This is a genomic window from Nostoc sp. (assembly GCF_035638895.1).
Taxonomy (GTDB): domain Bacteria; phylum Cyanobacteriota; class Cyanobacteriia; order Cyanobacteriales; family Nostocaceae; genus Nostoc.
The window spans coordinates 1-6,242 of sequence record NZ_DASQZC010000700.1 but is presented as its reverse complement, the minus strand read 5'-3'; the positions used below and the strand labels follow the sequence as shown (position 1 = coordinate 6,242).

Below are 6,242 nucleotides of genomic sequence, written 5' to 3'. Positions count from 1 at the left end.
TATGTGAAAACTTGACACTCGTATCTTCACGATCCCCATAAAGTCTTAAAATATTGTTAATTTCAGCCAAACCTCTCGACCTTCAACTTACAAGTATCACCCCAAAATCACTATGGCTATCGGCTACGTCGCGCTTGTACTTCACGCACATCTGCCCTTCGTTCGTCACCCGGAAAGTGACTACGTGCTGGAGGAAGAATGGCTCTATGAGGCCATCACAGAAACCTACATTCCCTTATTGAAAGTATTTGAAGGCTTAAAGCGAGACGGTATCGACTTTAAAATCACGATGAGTATGACACCACCTCTAGTGTCAATGCTTCGTGATCCTCTGCTGCAAGAACGCTATGACGCACACTTGACCCAACTAGAAGAACTTATAGCGCTAGAAGCAGAACATAATGTCAATAACGGACATCTTCGTTATTTAGCCGAACATTACATTACTGAGTTTAAAGAAGCGCGTCAGCTATGGGAACGCAATCAAGGTGACTTGGTGACAGCTTTTAAGCAGTTCCAAGACAGTAACAACCTAGAAATCATCACTTGCGGCGCTACTCACGGCTATTTGCCGTTGATGAAGATGTATCCAGAAGCGGTGTGGGCGCAAATTCAGGTAGCTTGCGAACATTACGAGCAAACCTTTGGACAACCGCCTAGAGGCATTTGGTTGCCAGAATGCGCTTACTATGAGGGTTTAGATCGGATGCTAGCCGATGCTGGGTTACGCTACTTCCTCACTGATGGGCATGGCATCCTTTACGCTCGTCCGCGTCCCCGCTTTGGCACTTATGCCCCAATTTATACAGAAACTGGTGTTGCCGTTTTTGGTCGAGATCATGAATCTTCCCAACAGGTATGGTCTTCTGAAGTGGGCTATCCTGGGGCGGCGGAATATCGAGAATTTTACAAAGATTTGGGCTGGGAAGCAGAATATGAGTACATCAAACCCTACATCATGCCCAATGGTCAGCGAAAAAATACGGGTATTAAGTATCATAAAATTACGGGGCGTGGCTTAGGACTTTCAGATAAGGCGCTTTATGATCCTTATTGGGCTAGGGAAAAGGCCGCAGAACACGCTGATAACTTTATGTATAACCGAGAGAGGCAATCTGAGCATCTCTATGATATGATGCAGCGCCCGCCAATTATCGTTTCACCTTATGACGCAGAGTTATTTGGACATTGGTGGTATGAAGGTCCCTGGTTCATCGATTACCTATTCCGCAAGTCATGGTATGACCAAAAAACATATCAAATGACCCATTTAGCAGACTATTTGCGAGATCAGCCGACTCAGCAAGTTTGTCGTCCTTCGCAGTCGAGTTGGGGTTTCAAGGGTTTCCACGAATATTGGTTGAATGAAACGAACGCCTGGGTTTATCCGCATTTGCACAAAGCTGCTGAACGGATGATTGAAATATCGCATTTGGAACCAGAGGATGAATTGCAGTGGAAAGCGCTCAACCAAGCGGCGCGGGAATTGTTATTAGCACAATCTTCTGACTGGGCATTTATTATGCGGACGGGAACAATGGTACCCTATGCAATTAGACGGACGCGATCGCACTTAATGCGGTTCAATAAGCTCTACGAAGATGTTAAAGTCGGCAAAGTTGACAGTGGTTGGCTGGAAAAAGTCGAGTTAATGGATAATATCTTCCCCGAAATCAACTATCGCGTCTACCGTCCGCTATAGTCTCACAAAAAATAATCAACAGCAGTAGGGTGGGCATTGCTCACCCTATATTAGTAGTGAGGAGTGTTTATTTTACCAACAACAGAGCAAGCCTTAGCCTGTGTAAGGGTTTGTCAAATGCTGTCAAATCTTTACAAAGACATCCGCTTATTTCGATTTGACGACAAAACAGGGCAAGTTTACATGCTGGCTGGAGATGAACTCCAAGTCATTGTACTAAGTAATGGAATCTGGGATTTTGTCAATGAACCAGAATTATGAGCAAATGAGTTTTACAGAGTTGAGAGCTTACGTCGTGGAAAACCGCGAAGACATTGAAGCTCTACGTTTTTTGATGAGCAAACGTGACCCTAATTCTAAAGGCTATCCTATGCCTGTGACAGAAGCTGATATGCAAGCCCAGATGAAAATCATCAGGCGTAAGATTAATGGAGAACTTTGAGATTATTGTCTAATTCAGTAAGCATAATTAGAGTGGGTAAATCATACTCACCTGATTATTTTATTAACACTGCCGGATTTAGCTAAATGCTATCTGGATCAATATTTAATTCTCGGAGTTTAGCAGCTAATCTTTGCGCTTTTTGCTCTGTTTGCTGTCGAGCCTCTTCTGCGGCTTGTCGTGCTGCTGCTTCCTCTTCATGAGTTAGCAATGTTTGACCTGTAGCTGGATTGTAAAAACGTAGTTTTCCTGCTTCTAGGCGTAACTCTAGCCCCAAAACTTCACTGGGTAGGGAGATACCATCTGGCAGGGTATTGGCTACCACGGGGAAATAATTCCCATCGACCAAGTGTAAACCCTGGAGTTGGGGATTGAGATAATCGCCTGTTGGGTCATATTGGAAATATTCACGCACTCCCAGAAAGGCATAAATTCCTTTCTTTGCACCTTGATCTTTGCTGCGGGTACTTTTTGAGGTAATCTCTAGAACAAAATCTGGGGTTTGATTATTTTCTTCCCAGGTTTTGTAAGAGCGTCTGTTACGGTTTTCCACTCCAAACACCACAAATACATCTGGGGCGACAACTGATTCTGGATAACCTTTTTCGTAGTAAATAAATAGATTACCAGCGACATACACATCTGGGTGATTTTGGAAATAAATTTCCAGCACAGTGGTTGCGTAGACGAGACACTTGCGCTGTACATCACCTTCAGCCATCGGCTTACCGTCCTCATCTGGGTACTCAATTGGGGTAACAGGGATATACTCTACTGAGGCTGTCATGGGTAGTACCTCAACTCAACTAGGGCTAGATTCAATACTATCGTTCAAAATTCTATAGCCATGACTGGGAGGCTATGAAATCACCAAAAATTCCAGATTGCAACCGTTGCTTAGTCCGAGTTACTGTCGTTCGGCACCCATAAACAAGCATCCACTGCCATCCACCCAGGTTCTACGGAATCAACCGATCTGCGCGTAGTTGCTCGAACAGGTCAAAAAACGACTCGTCCGTTTTCTGGTATATGGAGAAGCCGAGTTTGCGGCTCTTCGACATGTCGGTCATAACCTCAATCGGACGCCCAAGATCGAGATCAGTGTGCCATGCAGACGATAGACGGCTCAGATCCGGCTCGGAGAGGCTATGCTGCTTTGCGATCTCGCGCCAGACAGCATCTTCATTCGCCATTTCGGCTTCGAGCGGGTGGGTTGTGCCGTCGAAGCCGATGGGATCGATGCCGAACCAATCAGCCAGCCGCCCCCACAACCATATCCACCGGAAGATGTCGCCATTGACAACGTTAAACGCCTCGTTGTGGGCCGCTTCGGTCTTCGCCGCCCAGACTAGGTGCTTCGCCAGCACCCGCGCGTCGGTCATGTCGGAGATGCCCTTCCACTGCGCTTCAGAACCTGGCCATCGGAACGGGCGCCCGGTTTCCTTGCAGATCGCGGCATACACGGCCAGCGTCATGCCAAGGTTCATCAAATTGCCGACCGCCTTTCCAATGACAGTGTGAGGGCGATGAATGCTCCAGGTGAAACCGTCACGAGCTGCGGCGGCATAGACCTCATCTTCCTGAGCATAATAGAAATTTTCGACGTCGAGCCGGGGCTGCTCCTCGCGCAATGGAGTTTCTGGCAGCGATCCGCCCCTGGCGTATGCATCGAATGGCCCAAGATAGTGTTTGAGGCCGGTGACGAGGGCGACGTGCTGCACTGAGTCTTTCGGTGACAGAACATCCAGCAGATTGCGAACCATCGTGCCGTTGACCCTGACATTTTCGGCCTCGGTCGCATTACGCATCCACGTCGTGATGAATATGTGCGTCGGGGCGATGTCTGACAGCGCAGTTTTCAGGCTAGCTAGATCGAGCAGATCGGCAGCAACAGGGCGTAACCCTTCCACCCCTTTTTTAAGATTTCGGGCCAACCCATAGGTCGTCCATCTATTCGCAATCAGTTCTCTCGCAAGATTGCTGCCGATGATGCCGCTCGCGCCCACAACTAAGGCTGTCCCATCCATGTCGTGTCTCCGGAAATTTTCTATAGCAATCCTAAGCCCCAAATTTGCAGGCTTCGTGTAACTAATATATAAAAAAGACAGGCATCTTGCCTGTCCTACAAGTAATGATTTAGCAGAGAATTTAGAAATTCATTTCAGCAGCTTGAACTTTTTCAACTTGCTTCTTCTTCAGCACAAGCATAACTTGAGCCAACATTACAAGAGCGATGAATGCAATCATCCATTTGACTCTAGAGGCGTCTTGAAGTACGATTTCTCCATCTGCTTGACCGAATCCACCGACATTCGGGTTGCTGGTCAAAGCTTCACCAGTCTTAACTGCTTGCCCTTCGGAAACAACCAATTCTGGCCCTAAAGGAATCGTATCAACGACAACATCACCAGATTCAGGTTGGATGTTGACTAAATATTTAACGTTACCGTCTCCATCTTCCTCTTTGGCAATCTTGCTAATTGTGCCAGTAGCGGAAGCATTGTAAACAGTGTTATTGCTCTTTTCACCAGTTGGATAAACTTGTCCGCGTCCCCGGTTAGCACCTAAATGGACTGAATATTTACCGAAGTGGATGTTTTTGTCGGTTGCGGGGTTGGGAGAAAGAACAGGGAAAACGATTTCCTGATACTGTTCACCTGGTAAGGGGCCGACGATGACGACGTTTTCTTTGTCTTCGCTGTAGGGTTGGAAGGGAGTGTCGCCAACTTCTTCTTTAAGTTCTTCGGAAAGACGGTCTTCAGGAGCAATCTTAAAGCCTTCAGGTAGCATCAGTACAGCACCGACATTCAAGCCAACCTTAGAACCATCGGCACCAACTTGCTGGGTGCTAAGATCGTAAGGGATTTTCACCACAGCTTTGAATACAGTGTCAGGCAGCACCGATTGGGGAACTTCCACTTCTGCCGGCTTGGCTGCTAGGTGACAGTTGGCACAAACAATCCGCCCTGTTGGTTCGCGGGGGGTTTCGGGATAAGTTTGCTGTGCCCAAAAGGGATAGGCGGCAGCTGATTGGGGAAGGGCTACATCGCTGGTGAAGTAAAATGTCACAGTAGCGATCGCAATGAGCAATGTTTTGATGATCGCTCTAGCGCTGCGAGTTAACCTCGCTCTTAAGAAAACATTTCTCATCTCTAATAAGGGCAACGATTGAATTAGTCATTAGTCATTGGTCATTAGTCATTAGTCATTAGTCATTAGTCATTAAGCCCTGAACAAAGGACGAATGACTAAGGACTAAGGACAAAATTATTAAGCCCACCAAGCTGCATCGCCGGTGCGGAAGTCGGTTTCAGTCCAAGGGGTCAAAACGATTTTGTCGTCTTTTACATTGGTATGGGCCAAAGGCAAAGATAACGGTGCTGGGCCCCGAACAACTTTACCAGTTTCGTCATACTGGGAACCATGACAAGGACACTTAAACTTGTTCTCTGCAATGTTCCAGGGGACTACACAACCTAAGTGGGTGCAGATGGCGTTAATGCCATAATCTTTGATCGCTTCTTTGCTGTCTACCACAATATAGGTAGGATCTCCCTTTAGCCCTTGGACTAGGTTGCGATCGCCTGCATTCCGGTTTTCTAGAAATTTAGCGACGCTAACATCGTTACCTAGCTCGTCTTTTGCCGTTACACCGCCACCAGCACCACCTGTTGCGGGTGGAATAAAGTAGTTGACAACGGGATACAATGCACCCAGAGCCACTCCAGTGACAGTCCCAAAAGTGAGCAGATTCATGAACTGACGACGCCCCATATCGGGCACGTCTGCTGATTCAGAAAATTGAGCCATAATCTCCGCGCTCTTTGTGTATTTTGTTAAGCATTTTGACAAAAGTACTGTACTTGAGGAACTCTTGTCTAAGTCGAAATGCTAGCGCTCACAACGATGCCATACTTCTTTGTTCCAAGATATAAAAAGCATCTTTGTCTGTTAGCATTACATTTCTTTATATCCTTATCATACTGGAGTCACGGAACTTAACATCATAACTAAATGTAAAATCTGATTGAGAAAAGCTATGACAGGACAGGAATTACGTCAGATGTTGCTTGATAAGTGGGGATATTCTTATGATGT

Annotated in this window: 7 protein-coding genes; 3 read left to right on the top strand and 4 right to left on the bottom strand. The window is 46.5% G+C overall.

Annotated elements, in window-relative coordinates; genetic code table 11:
• The first annotated feature begins 112 nt into the window (after positions 1-112).
• The 3 genes from VE944_RS33310 to VE944_RS33300 all read left to right on the top strand — a co-directional run bounded on the left by VE944_RS33310 (position 113) and on the right by VE944_RS33300 (position 2,144).
• Positions 113-1,702, top strand: coding sequence for a glycoside hydrolase family 57 protein (locus tag VE944_RS33310; RefSeq protein WP_324987861.1), 1,590 nt, complete (start codon positions 113-115; stop codon positions 1,700-1,702).
• Positions 1,703-1,765: 63 nt separating this feature from the next.
• Complete coding sequence (locus tag VE944_RS33305) at positions 1,766-1,963, top strand: DUF6888 family protein (protein ID WP_414690186.1); 198 nt, start codon at positions 1,766-1,768, stop codon at positions 1,961-1,963.
• Positions 1,947-2,144, top strand: coding sequence for a DUF6887 family protein (locus tag VE944_RS33300; RefSeq protein ID WP_324987854.1), 198 nt, complete (start codon positions 1,947-1,949; stop codon positions 2,142-2,144). The genes VE944_RS33305 and VE944_RS33300 overlap by 17 nt, the downstream gene beginning before the upstream one ends.
• Before the next feature lie 82 nt (positions 2,145-2,226).
• On the opposite strand, the gene VE944_RS33295 is transcribed toward VE944_RS33300, so the two are convergent.
• The 4 genes from VE944_RS33295 to petC all read right to left on the bottom strand — a co-directional run bounded on the left by VE944_RS33295 (position 2,227) and on the right by petC (position 5,954).
• On the bottom strand, positions 2,227-2,931 hold the full coding sequence (locus tag VE944_RS33295) for a Uma2 family endonuclease (RefSeq protein ID WP_324987851.1): 705 nt from the start codon (positions 2,929-2,931) through the stop codon (positions 2,227-2,229).
• Between the two features lie 172 nt (positions 2,932-3,103).
• Positions 3,104-4,171: an SDR family oxidoreductase gene (locus tag VE944_RS33290; protein ID WP_324987848.1), complete on the bottom strand. Its 1,068-nt coding sequence runs from the start codon at positions 4,169-4,171 to the stop codon at positions 3,104-3,106.
• Positions 4,172-4,292: 121 nt separating this feature from the next.
• Positions 4,293-5,294: a cytochrome f gene (petA, locus tag VE944_RS33285; RefSeq protein WP_324987845.1), complete on the bottom strand. Its 1,002-nt coding sequence runs from the start codon at positions 5,292-5,294 to the stop codon at positions 4,293-4,295.
• 120 nt (positions 5,295-5,414) lie between these two features.
• Positions 5,415-5,954 (bottom strand): cytochrome b6-f complex iron-sulfur subunit, encoded by a 540-nt coding sequence (gene petC / locus VE944_RS33280; protein ID WP_118166992.1) that lies wholly within the window; start codon positions 5,952-5,954, stop codon positions 5,415-5,417.
• Positions 5,955-6,242 lie beyond the last annotated feature (288 nt).

What these genes read in the sequence shown, in the direction of transcription:
- VE944_RS33310 (WP_324987861.1), top strand. Translation starts at nt 113, where the DNA reads ATGGCTATCGGCTACGTCGCGCTTGTACTTCACGCACATCTGCCCTTC.
- VE944_RS33300 (WP_324987854.1), top strand. Translation starts at nt 1,947, where the DNA reads ATGAACCAGAATTATGAGCAAATGAGTTTTACAGAGTTGAGAGCTTAC.
- VE944_RS33295 (WP_324987851.1), bottom strand. Translation starts at nt 2,931, where the DNA reads ATGACAGCCTCAGTAGAGTATATCCCTGTTACCCCAATTGAGTACCCA.
- VE944_RS33290 (WP_324987848.1), bottom strand. Translation starts at nt 4,171, where the DNA reads ATGGATGGGACAGCCTTAGTTGTGGGCGCGAGCGGCATCATCGGCAGC.
- petA (WP_324987845.1), bottom strand. Translation starts at nt 5,294, where the DNA reads ATGAGAAATGTTTTCTTAAGAGCGAGGTTAACTCGCAGCGCTAGAGCG.
- petC (WP_118166992.1), bottom strand. Translation starts at nt 5,954, where the DNA reads ATGGCTCAATTTTCTGAATCAGCAGACGTGCCCGATATGGGGCGTCGT.